This is a genomic window from Pedobacter psychrodurus, assembly GCF_004331735.1.
GTDB lineage: Bacteria > Bacteroidota > Bacteroidia > Sphingobacteriales > Sphingobacteriaceae > Pedobacter > Pedobacter psychrodurus.
In genome coordinates this window covers 20,041-37,313 of record NZ_SJSO01000021.1, presented here as the reverse complement: position 1 = coordinate 37,313, position 17,273 = coordinate 20,041, and the positions used below count along the sequence as shown (strand labels likewise).

Genomic DNA, 17,273 nt, shown 5'->3' with positions numbered 1-17,273 from the left:
TTATATATTTACCACTTAAGGCGATTTAAAACATTAATATCTACTGATTTCGTATTTCTGTAAACCATTACGATAATCGCTAGGCCTACTGCAACCTCTGCAGCTGCCAAAGCCATAATGAAGAATACGAAAACCTGCCCTGCTGGGTCATTGTTATGAACCGAAAATGCTGTTAAAAGTAAGTTAACTGCATTAAGCATCAGCTCAACCGACATAAAAATTACGATGGCATTTCTGCGGGTAAGTACACCTATTACGCCAATAGAAAAAATAATGGCACTTAAATAGATGTAATGATTTAGCGGAACGCCTGCTGCTTGTGTGAATAAATTTTCCATTATGCTTCTATCTCATCTCTTTTAGATAATAAAACGGCTCCAACCATTGCTGCCAATAGTAATAGAGATGACAATTCGAATGGTAATAAGAATGGGCCAAAAAGCTCCTTACCTAGATTTTCTACCAATCCTAATCCTGGATTTTTCAAAATCAACGGACTGCTAATACTTGCTGATTTTAAAGAACCGATTAAGGTTACAACCAAACAACCGCCAGCAATTACACCAACGATTTTGATCAGTGGCGATTTACTCGGTTCGGTTTCTTTGTTCAGGTTAAGCAGCATCAGTACAAAAAGGAACAATACCATTATGGCTCCCATGTAAACGATAAAGTTTACCACCGCTAAAAACTGTGCGTTTAATAACACATAGTGAACGGTGAAGGTAAAAAAAGTAAGAATTAAGTACAATACACTGTGGATTGGATTTTTTGCAAAAATCACCATCAGCGAAAAGATGATACTTAATGTGGCTACGAAATAGAATACTTGTGTACTCATTAATTTGTTGTTTTTATACTCCTCGTCATTGCGAGGCACGAAGCAATCTTATTAGTTTTACGTCTATCGCATTAGGATTGCTTCGTTCCTTATAATGACGGACTGATCTAATTATTTTTTCATTTCCAATGGCGCTTCGACCAACTTGTCTTTCCCGTAAATGAAATCTTTACGTAAATAATCAGCAGGTACAATTGGTCCATCTAAGTAAATTGCTTCTTTTGGGCAAGCCTCTTCACATAATCCACAGAAAATACAGCGCAACATATTGATTTCGTAAGTTGCTGCATATTTTTCTTCACGGTATAAATCTTTCTCTTCTGGTTTGCGCTCTGCAGCAATCATGGTAATGGCTTCAGCTGGGCAAGATAAAGCGCATAAACCACAGGCAGTACAACGCTCTTTGCCATTCTCATCGCGTTTTAGCGAGTGCATCCCCCTAAAGTTGGTAGAAAATTCGCGTTCTACTTCAGGATATCTTATCGTAGCCTCTTTCTTAAATAAGTGACTGATGGTGATGCCCATACCCTTGGCAATTGCCGGTAGGTACATCCGCTCCATAAAGCTCAATGGCTTTTGTTCCAGTACTTTTTTCTTATTACTTAATGATTCCATAATTAAAACTTCTCAATAATTGCAATCACAACACCTGTTATTATAATATTGGCAATTGCCAAAGGTATCAAACCTTTCCAACCCAAATTCATTAATTGATCGTAACGGAAACGAGGGATTGTCCAACGTACCCACATGAAGAAAAAGATGAAAGCACATATTTTACCGAAGAAAACTGCTGTACCAAAAAGTGGTGCCCAAGTTGGCCCTAACCATACCGCCATCGAATCCATGCCGGGGTAATTATAACCGCCCCAATATAAGGCCGCCATTACCGCAGATGATACAAACATATTGATATATTCAGCAAATAGGTAAAAACCTAATTTCATCGACGAATATTCGGTATGGTAACCACCAATTAGCTCCGTTTCGCATTCCGGTAAATCGAAAGGTGCGCGATTTGTTTCGGCAAATGAACAAACCATAAAGATTAAAAATCCAAGTGGTTGATATAATACATTCCATCTCCATCCATGTTGCTGATCAACGATTTCCTTTAAGCTTAAAGTATTGGTCATTAAAAGCAAAGCGATAATTGATAATCCCATCGCGATTTCATAACTGATGTTCTGCGAAGCCGCACGGATAGCACTTAACAAAGAGTATTTGTTGTTTGAAGCCCAACCACCGATCATTACACCATAAACACCTAAAGATACTACCCCAAAAATGTATAAAACACCAACGTTGATATCTGAAACCTGAAGTGGAATAGTTTTGCCCGCAATTAAAACAGGGCTACCCCATGGAATAACTGCAGTACCAATACAGGCACAAAGCAAAGCCAAACCAGGGCCAGCGATAAACAAAAATCTGTTTGATGATGTAGGAATAATTTCCTCTTTCATAAACATTTTTAAACCATCGGCTAAAGGCTGCAAAATACCAAAAGGGCCAGCTCTATCCGGACCTAAACGATCTTGTAAATATGCAGCAACTTTACGTTCTGCATAAGTAGAATACATGGCAATAACTAAACTGATGCCGAAAATTACAGCTACCAGGATAAATTTTTCTATAACAAAAGCGCTATCCATTAGTATTTAACTGTTTTATGTAATTCAATTTCATTTGCAGCTTGTAATGCCTCATTTGGCTGAATAACATGCAAAGGTTTCAATGTTTCGTAGTGGTTAGATGCAATTACCGAAGTATCATCAATATGCGTTGGATGTTCAATTACCCAATCAGCAGTTGCTTTTTTATCGAAGCGGCAAGTATTGCAAATAAATTCTTCTACTTCTCCAAACTGATCTTTACGTGCTGTAACACGTAAAACATCTGCTCCTTTATACCAAAGTGTTACTTTACCATTGCACTTTTCGTGATCACAATCTCGGTGTGCATCAACTGGTTTGGTAAACCAAACACGATTTTTAAAACGGAAAGTTTTATCGGTTAAAGCCCCAACAGGACAAACATCAATTACGTTTCCTGAAAAATCGTTATCAACAGCCTGGGTAATGTAAGTAGAAATTTCGGAGTGATCGCCACGGTTTAAAATACCATGAACACGTTTGTTTGTAATCTGATCGGCAGTGAAAACACAACGGTAGCACAAAATACAACGGTTCATGTGCAACTGAATCTTATCACCTATATCGATACGTTCGAAAGTACGGCGTTCAAACTCATAACGTGTTTTTTGCAAACCATGCTCGTAGCCCAAATTCTGCAAATCGCACTCTCCAGCCTGATCACAAACAGGGCAATCTAAAGGGTGGTTAATCAATAAAATCTCTACAACACCTGCACGAGCTTCCAAAACTTCTGGTGAAGTAATGTTAAGCACTTCCATCCCATCCATTACAGTTGTACGGCAAGAAGCCACCAACTTAGGCATGGGGCGAGGATCTTTCTCCGAACCTTTAGTCACTTTTACAATACAGGTACGGCATTTGCCACCACTGCCTTGTAGTTTAGAATAATAGCACATTGCTGGCGGAACAATATCCCCTCCGATTTGCCTTGCAGCATTCAGAATGGTTGTTCCGTTATCAACCTCTACTGTTATCCCATCTATCGTAACCTTAACTTTTTCACTCATGGTTAATGATATTCTTTTATTTTTTATACTCCTAACGTCATTGCGAGGCACGAAGCAATCTTTTACTCACGCCATGGTTCGTGTCTCCACGAACCAATTGTATTTATTTTTGCTTTCGTTTCGTGAGGACACGAACCGAGGCAAAATTATTTCTCTTCCGTCACCGGAGCTTTCTCAATCGGTGTAGCATAATTTGCAATACCATAATTGTGGCTCTGGCTTTTAACAGGTTCTTTAATGTGCCATTCAAATTCATCTCTGAAGTGACGGATCGCACTGGCTACTGGCCAGGCTGCTGCATCACCCAGCGGACAGATTGTATTTCCTTCAATTTTGCGTTGAATGTCCCACAATAAATCAACATCTTCCATTTTACCATGGCCGTGTTCGATTTTATGCAGTACTTTTTCCATCCATCCGGTACCTTCACGGCAAGGTGAACATTGTCCACAGCTTTCGTGGTGATAAAAACGTGCGAAATTCCAGGTATTTCTAACGATACACTGATCTTCATCAAAAGCGATAAAGCCACCGGATCCCATCATTGTTCCTGTAGCAAATCCACCTTCTGATAACGATTCGTAACTCATTAAACGAGGCTCGCCGTTAGCATATTTCAAGGTTAAATTAGCTGGTAAAATAGGCACAGATGATCCACCTGCTACCGTTGCTTTTAATCTTTTACCGTTGGCAATACCACCACAATATTCGTCAGAATAGATAAATTCTTCTACTGGTAAACCCAATTCGATTTCGTAAACACCAGGTTTTACTAAATTACCTGATGCCGATATTAATTTTGTACCTGTACTTCTACCGATACCAATTTTTGCATATTCATCGCCACCATCGTTGATAATTGGTACAACTGCAGCAATCGATTCAACATTGTTAACCACTGTTGGGCAACCATACAAACCTGCAATTGCCGGAAAAGGTGGTTTAATACGTGGATTACCTCTTTTGCCTTCTAATGATTCTAACAAAGCAGTTTCTTCACCACAAATGTAAGCTCCACCACCTGGCTGAACATATAATTCTAAATCGTAACCTGTTCCTAAAATATTTTTACCCAACCATCCGGCAGCTTTAGCTTCAGCAATTGCTTTTTCTAAAATGCGAATCTGGGGCATCATTTCGCCACGAACGTAGATGTAAGAAACCTTAGCACCTAATGCGAAACTCGATACAATCATTCCCTCAATTAAAGCATGGGGAATATAGGTCATTAAATAACGGTCTTTAAAAGTTCCTGGTTCTGATTCATCAGCATTACACACCAAATAACGTGCAACACCTTCTGGTTTAGCCAAAAAGCTCCATTTCATCCCGGTTGGGAAACCCGCACCTCCGCGACCGCGTAAGCCCGATTTCTTAACTTCTTCAACAATCTCTTCAGGTGTTAAAGTTTTAAGGGCTTTTTCCACAGCACGATACCCGCCTTTTTGGCGATAGACTTCAAGTGTATTGATGCCCGGTACGTTTATATGCTCAAGTAATAATTTACGGCTCATTATTTATAGATATGAGATGTGAGATATGAGATGTTAGACAAGTGCCTGATCTCATATCTCAAATCTAGTTTCTCAAATCTTATTCTTTAAATCTTCAATCAATTTATCTACACTTGCCTCAGTAAGGTTTTCATAGAAAGTATACTCCGGACTAATCTGTAATACCGGACCGAAACCACAGGCAGCTAAACATTCAACTCCTCTAAAGCTAAATAAACCATCGGCAGTAACTTCACCTTCTTTAACACCTAACTTGTTTTCCAAGTGGCTTAATATTTTTTCGGCTCCAACTAAACAGCATGGACCGGTACGACAAACCTCCAAAGCATATTTGCCTTGTGGCTTTAAGAAGTACATGCTGTAAAATGTTGCTACCTCGTAAACTTCAATCGGTTGGATATTTAAATATTCAGCAACCTTATCCATCGCTGATGTACTCACCCAAAGGTATTCTGCCTGTACCAAATGTAATAATGGCAACAAAGCTGATTTGCTCTTATCTGCCGGATAACGGCTTTTTACATCATCAAATTTGGCCAGCAATTCTGATGAAAACACTACAGGTGTTTGTTCTTCTACTTTAAGCATCTAATTCTCCTGCAATAATATTCATACTACTCATGTTGATAATGGCATCAGACAATAACATGCCCTCGCTCATTGGTGCAAACATCTGGTAGTTTACAAAACTCGGTCTGCGGAAGTGTAAACGGTATGGCGTGCGGCCTCCATCGTTAATCAGATAGAATCCTAATTCACCATTTCCGCCTTCTACAGCATGATAAACTTCTGCTTTTGGTGCATCAATCTCACCCATCACAATTTTGAAGTGATAGATTAATGCTTCCATATTGTTGTAAACTTCTTGTTTTGGAGGAAGGTAAAATTCAGGAACATCGGCATGGAAAATACCTTTTGGCTCTGTTTTTAACTTCACAAGTGCTTGTTCAATAATACCGACACTTTGCCACATCTCCTCGTTACGTACTAAATATCTGTCGTAAATATCGCCGCTTGTACCCACTGGTACTTCAAAGTCGAAATCCTGATAGGAAGAATAAGGATCGCTTACACGAACATCATAATCTACACCGGTAGCACGTAAAAGTGGGCCTGTCCAGCTGTATTCTAAAGCAGCTTCTTTAGTTACTTCTGCAACACCAGCGGTTCTATCAATAAAAATACGGTTACGTGTTAACAGATTTTCGAATTCTTTTAATGCTTTAGGAAATTCTTTTAAAAACTTATCGATTTTAGCAAAGGCGATATCATTGAAATCTCTTTCGAAACCACCAATACGGCCAATATTTGTTGTTAACCGTGCGCCACAAACTTCTTCAAAGATTTCGTAAATATGCTCACGGAATTGGAATAAGTATAAAAAAGTAGTGGTTGCTCCAGTATCCTGAGCAATAATCGTGTTACAGATAATGTGATCGGCAATACGCGAAAGCTCCATAATGATTACCCGAAGATAATCTACACGCTTTGGCATCTGAATATTTAACAACTTCTCAACCGTCATGTGCCAGCCCATATTATTGATAGGCGACGAGCAGTAGTTTAAACGGTCGGTAAGTGGTGTAATTTGATAGAATGGGCGATGCTCGGCAATCTTTTCGAAAGCACGGTGGATGTACCCAATAGTAGAAACGCCGCTTACAATACGTTCGCCATCTAATTGCAAAACGTTTTGAAAAACGCCGTGTGTTGCAGGGTGAGTTGGGCCTAAGTTTAGGGTTACCAGCTCACTTTGCGGGTCGTTATCTGTAAATACCGGATGGTTATGATTCATAGTTTACCTTCCAAAAAATTCGTCTTTTTTATCTACTCTGTTCGGATCTTCCAATGGATATTGTTTCAGCATCGGGTGAACACCTAAATCGTCCATATTTAAAATACGACGCAAATCTGGGTGACCTTCAAATTTAACCCCAAACAGATCGTAAGTTTCGCGCTCCATCCAGTTGGCACCTTTCCAAACGGTTGTTGCTGTAGGAATAGTTGGATTTTGTTCTGAAATGAAAACCTTAATCCTAATCCTAACTTTCTCCACCATGTTGTGCAAATGGTAAACCACTGCAATACCATGATCTTTACCAGGATAATGAACCGCTGTAATATCGGTTAAGAAATTAAAACTTAAATCGTTTTTAAGGAACGATAATACATTGATGATAACATCTTTGGTGGTTACAAAAGTTAATAAACCATAGGGCTCAGAAACTCCGGTTACCTTTTCGCCAAACTTATCGCTAAGTTTTGCCAGAATATTATTATTTAGCGTCGTTTCTTCCATTATTTAATGCCGTATTGACCTAAAAGTTCTTTGTAATAATCAGAATTTCTTCTTCTGCCCGATTCGTTTTTCACTAAATCCTGAATACGCTGAAAACCATCTAAAATGGCTTCAGGTCTTGGTGGGCAACCCGGAACATAAACATCAACAGGGATAACCTCATCAATACCTTGCAATACAGAATAAGTATCGAAAATACCACCACTACTTGCACAGGCACCAACCGCCATAACCCAACGCGGCTCTGCCATTTGGATATAAACCTGTTTTAATACCGGGGCCATCTTTTTAGCGATGGTACCCATAACCATTAAAACATCAGCCTGGCGGGGAGAAAAGCTTAGGCGTTCGGCACCGAAACGACCTAAATCGTAGTGAGAACCCATGGTTGCCATAAACTCAATTCCACAACAAGAAGTTGCGAAAGGTAATGGCCATAATGAATTTGAGCGTGCCAAACCAATCACTTTATCAATAGAAGTGGCAAAAAAGCCAGATCCTTCTATTCCTGGGGGCGCATCAACTATATTAATTTCACTCATGTTTATAAACAAAAAATGCTCATCCCTTTGCAGAATGAGCAACAAATTTACAATATTTTAAAGGCAAACAAACTAGCTTTACTCGATTTAGAACCTTTCTAAATAACTAAAAGCACTATGAGTTAGTGTAAGTGATACACATTCAGCTTGCAGTCGACAATTTGCAGTTTACAGGTTACAATTTCATAACTGCTAACCGGAAACTACAGACAGACTAGTTCCAGTCTAAAACTTTTTTCTTGATTACGTAGATGAAACCTAATAATAATGTACCCATGAAAATAAACATTTCGATCATTCCATCCATCCTTAATGTACGGAAATTAACCGCCCAAGGATACATAAAGATAACCTCTACATCGAACAGTACAAACAAGATGGCTACTACGAAATATTTGATAGAGAAAGGCTGACGTGCATTACCTACTGATTTAATACCTGCTTCAAAAGTTTCTAACTTATCACTTGTTTTACGTTTTGGACCTAAAAAGTGGGTAGCAACCAATGTGGTTACCACAAAACCTAAAGCAACAATTACTTGAAATATAATTGGTAAAAAATCTATAGAGGAACTTTGCGCTTGCATAATTTTTATTTTGTGATGCAAAAGTAAAAGAAAAAGGCAGAGTAACCAAACTCTGCCTTTTCTAAATTATTTAACTTTCGAACTATTTGCCTTTACCTTTTGCAGGTGCAGGTGATTGTAATTCTTTCAATCTTGCTGCAGCATAAGTATCAGCTGGATCTAATGCTAAACTTTTAGTGAAAGCATCAATAGCCTTAGCTTTATCCTTATCTGAATACCAAGCTCCAATATTGTTATAAGATTCTGACAAGTTAGTTTTATTTGCCGCTACTTCTTCAGGTTTTACCAAGCTAACATACTTCTCAAAGTAAGGTACTGCTGTTCCCTTTGGAGTAGTTTTGTCATCTACTAAATTTGCAATTCTTCCTCTTACGAAATAACCAAGTGCAAATTCTGGTGAAACTTTATTTAAGTGGCTCAGAGCTGAATCAGCTGCAACTAAAGCAGCTGCATTAAATGGCTTTTTCTCTTTTTGAGCAATATAAGCTTCGTAGAATCTAGTTTGACCTAGGTAATAATAATTTGTTAATGAACCCTTTCCATTTGGATTATACTTAATAGCCATTTGAAAAATTTCAGCAGACTTACCATATTTCTTTGCTTTCATTAACGATAGGCCCGCTTCAGCCAATGCATCTGCATTTGTAGAATCGATTTTAGCAGCTTCAATAATATTTATTACCGCTAAACTATCTTGACCAGCTTGTAATTGAGATTTACCTAGATAAAGGTAATCGTTACCTAAAATTTTAGACTTATCCTTTTCTTTAGCAAAGAATTCAGTCATATAAGTTAGGGCTTGAGGATAATTTTTGTTCTCATAAGCAGCCCATCCTTTTAATCTTGAAACAACAATTCCTTTAGGATCATTTGCAGGAACCTGCAATGAAGTAGCTACTTGCTCTAAGGTTTTAAAATCTTTAGCATAAAACAAAAATTGAGCATAACGTAATTGAGATTCCAAAGATTTATCAGTTAAATCCATGTATTTTTTATAATTCTCAATTCCTTTAGCCGCTTTTTCTTTGTCAACACCAAAGCTACTCCATTGTAAGTATAACTCACCTAACTCGCGGTAAGCAGGACCATAGTTTGCATCAGCTGCAATTACATCTTGTAATTCTTTTTCACCTTCAGGAAAAGCCCTAGACTCTTTGTACATTTTACCAATCTGCGTTTTAGCTCTTCTGTTGTTTGGATCAACATCACCAACACGCATGTATGGACCTAACGCCTCAGAGTTTTTCTTTTGTAAAGCATACGCATCACCTTGTGCCAAGAAAACTTCTGCATCTTTATCTTTAGAATCTAACTCATCTGCTTTAGTAATGTTAGCCAAAGCATTAGTGAAATCAGGCTTAGACACATCTTCACTAGGTTTATCCTGTGCTAAATAGGCTTTACCGATATACAAATAAGTTTTGTAATCTTTCGCAGCCAAAGCTACAGCCTTGTCAAAGTTAGTTTTAGCAGAAGTTGGGTTGTTAGATAACATATCTGCTTCACCTAAACCGATTAAGTTTAAGTTGTTTTTCGGATCAGCGGTAATACCTTTGGTAAATACGGCTCTAGCTGAGTCGATATAACCGGTTTTCAAATAAACCAAACCAAGATTGTAATAGTTATTACCATCTGATGCTTTTGAGCTCACCAATGATTTAAGCATTGATGATGCTTTCTGATACTGCTCCGCGTCGATGGCTTTTTTCGCGTCATTTAAATCTTGAGCAAAAACTGCAGAACCCATCAACACCAAACCTACATTTAAGGTTATTGCTTTCTTTAAAATTTTCATCGGATATTCTGTTTTTTATTTAATAAAAATGAAGTGTCTCTTTAGATTTACTTCGTGGTTCAATTTATAATTTTTAATTTCCTTTTGTCAGGTTAATTTGTCTTGGCATTAATTTATGTGGGCCAAGTCCAGATTTAAGTACAATCAATTGCCCTCTCTGACTTCTTAACCATATTGCAAATCCTGTGCCTAAACCACCTCTACCTTCGCAATCTATAATATTTATATTTCTTAGGAAAGGATAAACACCGTTGATTAAGTTGTCTTGAGTTGGTTTATAGAACTGATCATCTCCTACCTTGCCTTTTAAATTCTTTACGCCCAGCACTTTAATCTGAGAAAGGTATTCACTCATCGATGTATCTTTGCCCGTGATCCAATTCACGCCCAAAATACCAATAAAATTTTTATCTTCTGCAATAAGTTTAATTACTTCTTTGCTAGAATTTTTAGAGTAAACACCTGAAGCTGGAAATTGGCTGATATGGGCCAATTCTTTAAAATATTGAAAGGTACTTGAATAAGCGTTATCAAAGACCAATTTTTTATCTGATTTCTTCCCCTGTAATATATCAATCACCTCTTTAACGTTAATTGTACTGTCGATATTGCCCTGATTTGTAATTAAAGCAATACCGTCTACAGCAAAACGTGAGGTGTTTATTTTTATACTTCGCTGGTTATAGTATTTTTCTTCGGCCTTGCTTAGTAACCTTGGCAACACAATTACCCTCACGCTATCATTCAAAAAAGCTGGTAGAAGTTTTTCGGCTGGCTTTACTGTGGTTTCGAATTTTGCCTGTGGATAGTCCAGGCTGAATATATCAATCTGATCTTGCACAATAGGGCCAACGCTTTCATCAACAAGCATTTTAAGCGTACCGCTCGTACGGGTTTCTTTAACTGCTTCAGTTTTGTTTTTACGCTTACAGGCTACAAGCGCCAAAATTAAGAATATAAAAAGGAAATTTCTCATTGATTAGTTTCGCCTGCTTAGGCTTAATAGTCTTACAAAAGCATAAATGATTAAGAGTATTCCAATCGCGATTCTACCCCATAGCGGAATAGCGCTTAAACGTAAAGCTATTGGCTCCCAAAAGATAAATGCAAGCCCCAATACCACATAAAAGACAAACATGATAAGGCCTAAAATGAGCAAAAACCGCTGTTTAGGCGATTTTTGCTTAAAGATATCAAAATTTAACATCTACTATTAGTTCAATGTAAAGTTAACGTTGATGTTGTATTTTACCCTTACCGGCTTACCATTTTGGATACCTGGGTTCCAACGTGGACTAGCTTTCAATACACGGATGGCTTCTTGGTCAGTTCCGCTACCCAAACCACGGGTAACAGTGATGTCAGTTAATTTACCATCTTTCTCCACAACGAAAGATAAAAATACTTTACCTTGAACGTTGTTTTCTTGTGCCATTGGTGGGTACTGTATTGCTTTACTTAAGTATCCATAAAACTTAGCGATACCTCCAGGGAATTCTGGTTGTTTTTCGATACTAACAAAGTCGTAAACTTTATTATCATCAACCGCAACAGCAGCTTCTCTTTTTGGTCCTTCGCCTACTGGCTCAGCGATAACAATATCAGCTGTTGGGTCACCTTTAATATCTCTCTGACCTGGATCTGCTTCCTTCAACTTTTCAACCGTAGGTGGTTCATCACGAACCTCAATATCAGGTTTTACAATTGGAGGTGGCATTTTCACCTGGTCAATTTTCGGTGGCGGTGGCTCTACCGGTGGTGGAGGTGGTGTTTTAGGATCTACTGGTGGTGGTGGCGCTAAAATTACTTCTTGTGCTTTTAATTGCTCATCTTCTTGCTCCATTGAGCCACTAATTAGGCTATAGATTTTAGGTGAGAAAAATAACACTAGAAATACTACAGAGCCAATAATTAATGCTCTTGTGGTGTTCGCACCATTGGTTTTACGCAATTGGTATGCACCGTAGTTTTTGTTTTTATCCGCAAAAACCACTTCAAGCCATTCTTTTCTGAATATATCTAACTTCGACATAACTATTGGTTTTATTGATTATAAAATTCCTTGTTCCTTCATGGCCTGCTTCTCGTTATCAAGGATATTATCATCATCAATCTGACGAACCTTAACCTTAAGAATTTCCAATTCGTCCATCATATCAACAAAGTTCTGGAAAGTAGATCCTGAGGTTGGTTTTACCAACACAACAAAGTCTCCAGCAACACCCGATGCATCAGCTGTTTTTCTATTTTTAACAATAGATTCTCCAACTTGTGATACAGATTCGATATTTGGAGCAGTTTCACCTGCAACGCCCATGTACCAAGCTACCTTATCTTTTTTACCCAATAAGATGGTCATGGTTTTACTTGCTTTCAGTTCTAGTCTGTTTTCAGGTAACTTATCGTTTTTATCTGGTTTTGCAATATCCATCGCCTGTGGTGTAGATATTGATGTAGTTAAGATAAAGAATGTTACCAAAAGAAACATTAGATCCACCATTGGAGTCATATCAACCCTTGGTGTGGCTTTCTTCCCGCCTGTATTTAATTCTGCCATTTCTTATTTCTTTTTAGCTTCAGCGTTAGTAACCAATAAAAATTTGTTTACACTTTGCTTCTGAAGCACATCAATAATCTTTTTCACAACTGGATATTCTTCTTTAGCATCACCTTTGATACTAACGCGCATATCCTGATTATTTATTTCTTTAGTTGCTTTACGAGCACTTAAAACCCATGAGTTAAGCTGATTATCGGTAGAATCAGTAGGAATACCTCTTTGTACACCTGGTTTCATACGCTCAGCACCATCCATTTTGATAAACGATTTTAGGCTTGCAACAGGAACACCAAAACTACCAATCGATGAGAATCTTTTAATCTCCTCAGGCGTAAAGGTCATTTTGTATTGTTCTCCCATTAACTCTAAGGTTTTAGCCCTAACTTTTGTGCCTGCCACTTCAAAGAAAACCTGACCTTGACCAATGGTTAAAATTGCATTGTTTTCTGCCGGTACTTTAAACTCATATGTAGATGAGGGAGTAGAGACGGCTAGAGGTTCTGGTTGTCTTGCCGTAGCAGTTAATATGAAGAACGTTAGTAACAGTGCAGCTACGTCGCACATGGCGGTCATATCTGTTACAGTACTGGTTCTTTTAACTTTAATTCTAGGCATAATATTTTAATTTTTTAATAATGATGATCTTTTTTCCGGTTTTCCATAAAGCCGGTAAAAATATTTTCAAAAAATTATTTATGCGAACTAGCGTAAGTTTGAACGATGCTGAAACCAGCCTCATCAATAGCATACGTTAATTTATCAATTTTAGAAGTTAAAACATTGTACATGATAATTGCTAATGTTGAAACCGCAATACCTGTCATCGTATTAATCAAGGCCTCAGAGATACCTACCGCTAATGCTGACTGATCTGGAGCACCAGAGTTTGCTAAACCGGCGAATGCACGGATCATACCTGTTACTGTACCCAATAAACCAATCAAAGTACCAATTGATACCAATGTAGCAATAATGGTTAAGTTTTGCTCTAACATTGGCATTTCTAAAGCTGTAGCTTCTTCTACCTCTTTTTGGATGGCAACGATTGATTGCTCAACATCCATATTAGTATCTGCTTCAACTTCGCTGTATTTTTTCAAACCAGATTTAATTACGTTAGCAACTGAACCTTGTTGTTTATCACACTCAGCTTTTGCAGCCTCAATGTTACCTGCGCTTAATAAAGCTTGCACTTTGCGAATGAAACTATCTAAGCTAGATTTTCCACTTGCTTTACCAATTACAATAAAACGTTCGATAGAGAATACGATGGTAGTTAATAATAATCCAATTAATATTGCTACGATTGGACCACCTTTGTAAGCTGTACCAGGGTAGTTATTTGGCAAAGGTAGATTTTCAGAATTGTTGTCGATAAAGTTTGAAGGATCTCCTAATACGAATTTCCAGATAATGAAACCGACAATAATACAAATAGGAATTACCAATGTTGCGAAAATGTTAGATGCACTTGAAGAGCTCTCTTTTTTAACAGTTGTTGGTTTTGGTGCGTTTGCCATTTTTTTTGAAATTTTAGTTTTAGTTCTTGTTTTTAATTTTTAGCTGTTTTTTCTTTTGTACTACACTCAACGTTTCATATCCGAAATTGTTGCGAAAAACAAATTTATAAATTGATTTTAAATTACAAATTAATAAATCAATAAGCAATTAAATCGTTACTTAGAATTTTGTTTCGGTTAATCACCAAGGGTGTATAACAAAAAAATTGCCCCAGCCGAGGCAATTCTTTCACAATAAAAACTAAAAAAAAATCGAATTGCAAATTTTTCGCTCAAAAAATGCATTTTAAAGTGCATTTAACATAATTTTAACGCTTCGTGTCTGCTTTTTGGTACTTTTGTCAGTTCAAATTGCTTGAAATTCTCGGCAAAGGCGTTAGACAGTTCGTAGGCTTTCAAAAAGTATTCTTCCTGATTGCTCCATGTTTTAGAGGGGTCTAAAATTTCGTTCGGTACCCCCGGACAACTTAATGGCATCATCAATTTAAATACGTGGTGTTGCTTATATTTATTATGATCTAAATCTCCATTTAATGCTGCAGTAATCATCGCTCTGGTATAACTTAATTTCATCCTTTTACCTACGCCGTAAGCGCCACCACTCCAACCCGTATTTACTAACCATACGTTTACCTGGTGTTTTTCCATCTTCTCACCTAATAATGCAGCATATTTAGATGGATGCAGTGGTAAAAAGGCCTTACCAAAGCAAGCAGAAAATGTTAATTGGGGCTCTGTTACTCCTGTTTCTGTTCCTGCAACCTTGGCTGTATAGCCACTCATAAAGTGAAACATGGCCTGTTCTACATTTAATTTTGAAATTGGAGGCAATACCCCAAACGCATCTGCAGTTAAGAAAAAGATATTTTTCGGAACAGCAGCTATTGATGGTAAAATGGCATTGTCAATATAATCTATTGGATAGGCCACACGGGTATTTTCCGTTTTGGCAATATTGGTATAATCAACCTCCTTCGTACCTGGAAAAAAATTAATATTCTCAAGCAATGAACCAAATTTGATCGCTTTAAAGATCTGAGGCTCTTTCTCTTCGGTTAAATCTACACATTTTGCATAACAACCGCCTTCGAAGTTAAATACCGAATCTTTGCCCCAGCCATGTTCATCATCGCCTATTAATCCTCTTTCTGGATCGGCAGACAAGGTTGTTTTTCCTGTTCCTGATAAGCCGAAGAATATAGCAGTATCGCCATTTTTACCCACATTGGCCGAGCAGTGCATAGAAAGCGTATTCTTATATACTGGCAGGATAAAGTTTAAAACTGAAAAAATTCCCTTTTTAATTTCACCGGTATAACCAGTTCCTCCAATCAAGATCATTTTCCTGGTAAAATTGATGATGGAGAAATTTTCCTGTCTGGTTCCATCAATAGCCGGATCGGCCAGGAAACCTGGCGCAGCAATGATGGTCCACTCTGGCGTGATACCCAAACGATCCTCTTCCGGGCGGATAAACAAATGATGAGCAAAAAGATTCTGATAGGCAGTTTCTGTAATTACCCTAATGGATATATCGTAATCCGGATTGGCACAGGCAGAAGAATCGCGGACATAGATTTTCTTATCTCCAAGGTAATTCGTGAGCTTATAAAACAGCTGATCGAATTTCTCCGGAGAAATTTTAATGTTTACATCGCCCCACCAAACCTGATCTTCGGTTACTTCGTCGCATACAATAAAACGGTCTTTTGGAGAACGTCCGGTAAACTTTCCGGTATCAACCGCCAGCGCTCCTGAAGTGGCCAGTGTACCTTCTTTATTTAATAAGGCATCATCAATTAATTCCGTTGGAGATAATTGGTACTTTACAGCAATGTTTCCACCTAGATTTAAATAGCTTAAATCTGGCGTTTGCAGTTTCTTTTTGCTCATAACAATAAGTTAGTTAGTACAGCAAAGGTAAATACTTATCTTCCACAAAAACTAGTTTTGAAGCGTAATTTTTTACATATTGTAGCAAATACACTATTATGTAAACATTTTATTTACAGCTATTTACACTTGATTTTACAAGGATAAAAAAACTCAAAAATTACACTAAGTAAAATCTGATAAATGGTTTTAGTATGCTTATATTTTTGTGAGATAAGGTTTTAGCCGTTTAAATTCTACTTTGGCATATCGTTTTCTGAGTGTTATAATGATAACTCCCGCAGCCCCTCTTAACCCATACACTGCTGTTGCCCCTACCCCCTTTAAAACCTGGATATCTTCTATGTAATTGGGATTTAGGATGCCACATTTTGCCTGTATGCTATCTAAAGTATATGTTTTATTCTTATAGTGCATTAACCAGAGCGGCGAAGTTGGCGCAACTGGACCTCGACATACCCATCGAATAGTACTCGTATTCTGTGAAAAGGCTTGACTACAAAAAATGGTTAAAAGTGTGAGGAGCAAGAGCGTTCTTAAATTCGACATGGCTTTTATGATAGGATTCATGGACGACTGGAAATCCATAAGGGAATGAGTAAAATAATATTGATGCATAAATTTAGCCCTCTTATTATTCTTTTCTAACCAGCCCGTCCTACGGGCACCCTTAATGTCATTAAGTTAAAGATAGGTGTTGTCAGTCTGAGCCTGTTGAAGACCTTTAATAGTCGAAAGCAAAAAAACATTTGTCCTTCGACAGGCTCAGGATGACAATGTTTTTTGTTTTCTCATTAATTTAATAACATTGCAAGCACCCCTCGAAAGGGGAATGAATATGCGTTAGAACGGTAACGAACCTAAATAGGACCACAACCCAAATTTAACTAAACCTGAGAAAAGCGGCAGCTCCCGATCTCACTAAGTAAGCATTTCCATCGGGACTATAGCGGTTAGCAGGACTATCACGACCGAAGAATTACTGCAGAACCTTTTCTGATCCTAAGTATTATCACTGCCCCACCCTTTAAACACCCCCACTTCTTAACAAGGATGGA

General features: G+C 37.8%; 18 protein-coding genes. All 18 read right to left on the bottom strand.

The window, feature by feature from the left end; translation table 11 throughout:
- Positions 1-8: 8 nt before the first annotated feature.
- Positions 9-338 (bottom strand): NADH-quinone oxidoreductase subunit NuoK, encoded by a 330-nt coding sequence (gene nuoK, locus EZ456_RS20105; RefSeq protein ID WP_131533248.1) that lies wholly within the window; start codon positions 336-338, stop codon positions 9-11.
- Positions 338-841, bottom strand: coding sequence for an NADH-quinone oxidoreductase subunit J family protein (locus tag EZ456_RS20100; protein ID WP_131533246.1), 504 nt, complete (start codon positions 839-841; stop codon positions 338-340). The genes nuoK and EZ456_RS20100 overlap by 1 nt, the downstream gene beginning before the upstream one ends.
- 111 nt (positions 842-952) lie before the next feature.
- The gene (locus EZ456_RS20095; protein WP_025146332.1) at positions 953-1,456 is read right to left on the bottom strand and encodes a NuoI/complex I 23 kDa subunit family protein; all 504 of its coding nucleotides are present in this window, start codon (positions 1,454-1,456) and stop codon (positions 953-955) included.
- 2 nt (positions 1,457-1,458) lie between these two features.
- Positions 1,459-2,496, bottom strand: coding sequence for an NADH-quinone oxidoreductase subunit NuoH (gene nuoH / locus EZ456_RS20090; protein WP_029274749.1), 1,038 nt, complete (start codon positions 2,494-2,496; stop codon positions 1,459-1,461).
- The gene (locus EZ456_RS20085; protein ID WP_029274750.1) at positions 2,496-3,506 is read right to left on the bottom strand and encodes a 2Fe-2S iron-sulfur cluster-binding protein; all 1,011 of its coding nucleotides are present in this window, start codon (positions 3,504-3,506) and stop codon (positions 2,496-2,498) included. The genes nuoH and EZ456_RS20085 overlap by 1 nt, the downstream gene beginning before the upstream one ends.
- Positions 3,507-3,652: 146 nt before the next feature.
- Positions 3,653-5,020 (bottom strand): NADH-quinone oxidoreductase subunit NuoF, encoded by a 1,368-nt coding sequence (nuoF, locus tag EZ456_RS20080; protein WP_131533244.1) that lies wholly within the window; start codon positions 5,018-5,020, stop codon positions 3,653-3,655.
- Between the two features lie 72 nt (positions 5,021-5,092).
- Positions 5,093-5,608 carry an NADH-quinone oxidoreductase subunit NuoE family protein gene (locus EZ456_RS20075; protein WP_131533242.1) on the bottom strand — a complete coding sequence of 172 codons (516 nt, stop codon included), beginning with the start codon at positions 5,606-5,608 and terminating at the stop codon, positions 5,093-5,095.
- A complete protein-coding gene (locus tag EZ456_RS20070; RefSeq protein ID WP_131533240.1) occupies positions 5,601-6,815 on the bottom strand; it encodes an NADH-quinone oxidoreductase subunit D in 1,215 nt (404 codons plus the stop codon). The genes EZ456_RS20075 and EZ456_RS20070 overlap by 8 nt, the downstream gene beginning before the upstream one ends.
- A 3-nt stretch (positions 6,816-6,818) precedes the next feature.
- On the bottom strand, positions 6,819-7,319 hold the full coding sequence (locus EZ456_RS20065; protein WP_131533239.1) for an NADH-quinone oxidoreductase subunit C: 501 nt from the start codon (positions 7,317-7,319) through the stop codon (positions 6,819-6,821).
- Positions 7,319-7,861: an NADH-quinone oxidoreductase subunit B gene (locus tag EZ456_RS20060; protein WP_131533237.1), complete on the bottom strand. Its 543-nt coding sequence runs from the start codon at positions 7,859-7,861 to the stop codon at positions 7,319-7,321. The genes EZ456_RS20065 and EZ456_RS20060 overlap by 1 nt, the downstream gene beginning before the upstream one ends.
- A gap of 214 nt (positions 7,862-8,075) precedes the next feature.
- The gene (locus tag EZ456_RS20055) at positions 8,076-8,447 is read right to left on the bottom strand and encodes an NADH-quinone oxidoreductase subunit A (RefSeq protein WP_057931428.1); all 372 of its coding nucleotides are present in this window, start codon (positions 8,445-8,447) and stop codon (positions 8,076-8,078) included.
- Positions 8,448-8,529: 82 nt separating this feature from the next.
- Positions 8,530-10,242, bottom strand: coding sequence for a tetratricopeptide repeat protein (locus EZ456_RS20050; protein WP_131533235.1), 1,713 nt, complete (start codon positions 10,240-10,242; stop codon positions 8,530-8,532).
- Between the two features lie 73 nt (positions 10,243-10,315).
- Entirely contained in the window at positions 10,316-11,218 is a 903-nt protein-coding gene (locus EZ456_RS20045; protein WP_131533233.1) for a PstS family phosphate ABC transporter substrate-binding protein, read from the bottom strand.
- A gap of 237 nt (positions 11,219-11,455) precedes the next feature.
- Positions 11,456-12,274 (bottom strand): energy transducer TonB, encoded by an 819-nt coding sequence (locus EZ456_RS20035; protein WP_131533229.1) that lies wholly within the window; start codon positions 12,272-12,274, stop codon positions 11,456-11,458.
- Between the two features lie 18 nt (positions 12,275-12,292).
- Positions 12,293-12,799, bottom strand: a complete 507-nt coding sequence (locus EZ456_RS20030) for an ExbD/TolR family protein (protein ID WP_131533227.1) — start codon at positions 12,797-12,799, stop codon at positions 12,293-12,295.
- A gap of 3 nt (positions 12,800-12,802) precedes the next feature.
- Positions 12,803-13,417 carry a biopolymer transporter ExbD gene (locus tag EZ456_RS20025; RefSeq protein WP_131533225.1) on the bottom strand — a complete coding sequence of 205 codons (615 nt, stop codon included), beginning with the start codon at positions 13,415-13,417 and terminating at the stop codon, positions 12,803-12,805.
- Between the two features lie 74 nt (positions 13,418-13,491).
- Complete coding sequence (locus EZ456_RS20020) at positions 13,492-14,322, bottom strand: MotA/TolQ/ExbB proton channel family protein (protein ID WP_131533224.1); 831 nt, start codon at positions 14,320-14,322, stop codon at positions 13,492-13,494.
- Between the two features lie 297 nt (positions 14,323-14,619).
- Positions 14,620-16,215 carry a phosphoenolpyruvate carboxykinase (ATP) gene (gene pckA / locus EZ456_RS20015; RefSeq protein ID WP_131533222.1) on the bottom strand — a complete coding sequence of 532 codons (1,596 nt, stop codon included), beginning with the start codon at positions 16,213-16,215 and terminating at the stop codon, positions 14,620-14,622.
- Positions 16,216-17,273: the final 1,058 nt, after the last annotated feature.